A 3,229-nucleotide genomic window follows, 5' to 3' on the forward strand; every position below is an offset into this window, starting at 1 on the left:
ACCACCGAGGCCCTGGACAACGTCCACCGCCACGCCCACGCGACCCACGTCGAGGTGACGGCCGCCGTACACGCCGACCGGCTCCACCTGACCGTGCGCGACGACGGCCGGGGCCTGCCCCCCGGCACCACCCTCGAACAGCTGCGCGGCAACGGCCACTTCGGCCTCCTCGGCATGACGGAGCGGGCGGAGGCGGCGGGGGGCCGTGCCGTGGTGGTCCGGGGTGAGAACGGCGGCACGGAGGTGCGGGTGGACGTACCCCTGCCGCCGACGACGGAGAGGACCGCCTGATGCGCCCACGCACACCGTCGTACGAGGACTTCCCGGCCCCCGCCCCGCCCTCCTGCCTCCGCCTGCTGATCGCCGACGACAATCCCGTGATCCGCGCGGGGCTCACCGCGTTGCTCTCCGGCCGCCCCGACACCACGGTCGTCGCGGAGGCGGCGGACGGGCGCGAGGCGTACGAGGCGGCGTTGCGGCACCGGCCCGACGTGGTCCTCCTCGACGTCCGCATGCCCGGCGTCGGCGGAATCCCCGCATTACCGCACCTGGTCCGGCTCGCCCCCGTCATGATGCTGACCTACAGCCACGAGACGGAGACCGTGCGGGAGGCGATGCGGCTGGGGGCGGGGGGCTATCTGGTGCACGGGGAGTTCACGGCGGAGCAGTTGGTACGGGCCGTGCGGGATGTCAGCGAGGGGCGGCCGCATGTGACACCGGGGGCGGCGCGGGCGTTGCTGCCTGGCGTGGATTCCGATGCGAATGCACACGCCGGTGCGGAAAATCTTTCCCCTGCAGTTGAGTTGTCTCCCAAAAGCCTTTCGCGACTGCAATCCCCTGTGGGACAGTCTTTCCGGTCGCGCTTTCAACTGAGCACCCGAGAGGCGGAGATCATGGACCTCGTCGCGTCCGGCCTGACCAACCAGCAGATCGCCGCCGCCTGCTTCATCACCGAGAAGACGGTCAAGAACCACATCAACCACATCTTCGCCAAACTCCACGCCACCAGCCGGGGGCGGGCCGTGGCGGTGTGGCTGGGGGTGAACTGACATGCGACGTCGCCGTGCGAACTGGGCCCGGTTATGGGCCCCCGGGCCCTCCGCCCTACCCTCCCTCCCGCCCTACGGTGAGCGGATCGGAGTCCGAGCCGGAGGGAACCGTCATGAGCGATCCGATCCTGAAACTGGTGACCGCGGTGCAGCGCCGCGTGGACGACAAGGGTCAGACGGCGGTGGAGTATCTGGGGATCATCGCGGTGGTGGTGGCGATTGTGCTGGCGGTGACGGGCACCAGTATCGGATCCGCGATCCTCGACAAGATCATGGCGCAGATCAACAGGATCGTGTGAACCTTCCTTTCCGTCGCGGCGACACCGGGCAGGCCTTTCCCATCTACATCACGGTGGTGGCGGGCCTGCTCTTTCTTGCGCTCGCGTACCTCGCCGTCGGTCAGGCCGCGGTGAACCGGTCCGGCGCCCAGACGGCCGCGGACGCTGCGGCCTTGGCGGCCGCACAGGACGTACGTGACCAACTGGCGGGTGCGTGGGCGGACGACCTGCTCGATCCCACCCAATGGCCGAAGATCTTCTCCGGGGGCGTGGATGTCGACGATCCGTGCGGGCGCGCGGCCGACCTGGCCGCTCAGAACGACGCACGGGTCGAGAACTGCGATTGGCCGCCCCTGCGCTACACGGTCGAGGTCACGACCAACAAGACGGTCGGCGACTCCATCGTGCCCGGAACGGAAAATCTCAAGGCGACGGCTTCCGCCACCGCTGTGATCGATTCTCGGTGCACTTTCAGACTTCCCGCAGACGGCGATGCCCTGCCGCGCCTCAGATGTGACGGGAAGGACTGGGACCCGGACCCGGACGACGAGGAAAGCCTTCCCAAGCCCGAAGACCTCTTCGACGTCCACTTGGCCGACTGACGGACGAGACGACTAGGAACGAAGGAAGCGGTGCGATGAACGGTGGGTTCACTGCCAGGGCGGGGAGGGGGATCGCCGCGTTGGCCGCTGCGACCGGTCTGGTCCTCGGCGCGGCTTCCTGCGGGGGCGGCGGAGACGAGAAGAAGCCGGACTCCCGTGCTTCGGCTTCCAAGGGCGGCGCGTCCCGGCCTAGCCCCCAGGAACGCGCGTCGCAGGCGCCGCTGGCCGAACTCAAGGGACAGGACGGCCTGCTCCTTCAGATCACGTCTGCCCAGCGGGACTCAGGCGGTTTCGTCACGGTGAACGGGAACTTCAAGAACGACGGAAGCCGGTCGCTCGTGATCCCTTCCGGGCTGCGTGGCGACGAGACCGAGATCGTGCAGCACGGCACATCGCTCGGCGGCGCCACCCTCGTCGACTCGCAGGGAAAGAAGCGCTACTACGTTCTGCGCGATACGGAGGGGCGTCCCCTGACGACCACGGGCCTGACGACGATCCAGTCGGGCCAGAACATTCCCGTCTTCATGCAGTTCCCGGCGCCGCCCTCAGGCGCGGCGGAGCTGACCCTCCAACTGCCCACTTTCTCCAGCGCCCCCATCAAAATCTCCTGATGAGGCCCCCCGTGACCACCACCCCCCGCCGAGCCCTCCCCGTCGCCCTCCTCACCGCCCTCCTCCTCGCCACCCCCCAGACAACCGCCCACGCCGACGACACCACCCCCAGCGAACCCCCCGGCACGGAACCCTCGGCCACCGCCCCCGTGAAAGTCGACCCCACCGACCCGGACCTGAAGCTCCCGGAGGGCGGGACGTTGGCGGAGCCGAAGGTGTTGGACATCAAGTCGGTGGTGGAGGATCAGAGTGGGGACGAGCGGCGGGAGGACACGAACGCGGATGTGACGTTCGCGTTGCAGGCGGAGGTGCTGTTCGGGAAGGACAGCGCCAAGCTCGGGGCGGACGCGCGGGCGCGTATCGCGGCCATCGCCGGGGAGATCAAGAAGCAGAACGCGACGCGGGTCAGGGTGTTCGGGTTCACCGACGACCTCGGCACGTCCGCACACGGCGACGTACTGTCCAAGCAGCGCGCCAACGCCGTACAGGCCGTACTCGACCAGGACCTCAACGACCCGGACGTGACGTTCGAGGTGCGCGGCTACGGCGAGCAGTACCCCATCGCCGACAACTCCACGGAAGCGGGACGGAAGAAGAACCGCCGCGTCGAGGTCAGCTTCCCGCGCACCGGCCAGGACGGTCAGACCGGTCAGTAGGGCCCGCCGCCACCGACACCCGTACGCCCACCC

The 3,229-nt window shown here is 69.0% G+C and carries 6 protein-coding genes; all 6 read left to right on the forward strand.

The features are described 5' to 3' along the window. A partial coding sequence (locus tag GTW40_RS00570) for an ATP-binding protein (RefSeq protein ID WP_237525256.1) occupies positions 1-291 on the forward strand: 291 nt, incomplete at its 5' end. Next, positions 291-1,049 carry a response regulator transcription factor gene (locus GTW40_RS00575; RefSeq protein ID WP_161178157.1) on the forward strand — a complete coding sequence of 253 codons (759 nt, stop codon included), beginning with the start codon at positions 291-293 and terminating at the stop codon, positions 1,047-1,049. The genes GTW40_RS00570 and GTW40_RS00575, both read left to right, overlap by 1 nt. Before the next feature lie 113 nt (positions 1,050-1,162). Beyond that, on the forward strand, positions 1,163-1,348 hold the full coding sequence (locus tag GTW40_RS00580; protein ID WP_161178158.1) for a hypothetical protein: 186 nt from the start codon (positions 1,163-1,165) through the stop codon (positions 1,346-1,348). Continuing rightward, positions 1,345-1,929 carry a pilus assembly protein TadG-related protein gene (locus GTW40_RS00585; RefSeq protein ID WP_161178159.1) on the forward strand — a complete coding sequence of 195 codons (585 nt, stop codon included), beginning with the start codon at positions 1,345-1,347 and terminating at the stop codon, positions 1,927-1,929. Before GTW40_RS00580 ends, GTW40_RS00585 begins: the two co-directional genes overlap by 4 nt. Positions 1,930-1,964: 35 nt before the next feature. Continuing rightward, positions 1,965-2,540, forward strand: coding sequence for a hypothetical protein (locus tag GTW40_RS00590; protein ID WP_161178160.1), 576 nt, complete (start codon positions 1,965-1,967; stop codon positions 2,538-2,540). Beyond that, a complete protein-coding gene (locus GTW40_RS00595; RefSeq protein ID WP_161178161.1) occupies positions 2,540-3,196 on the forward strand; it encodes an OmpA family protein in 657 nt (218 codons plus the stop codon). Before GTW40_RS00590 ends, GTW40_RS00595 begins: the two co-directional genes overlap by 1 nt. The last annotated feature ends 33 nt before the right edge of the window (positions 3,197-3,229 follow it).

This window comes from Streptomyces sp. SID4985, assembly GCF_009863025.1.
GTDB lineage: Bacteria > Actinomycetota > Actinomycetes > Streptomycetales > Streptomycetaceae > Streptomyces.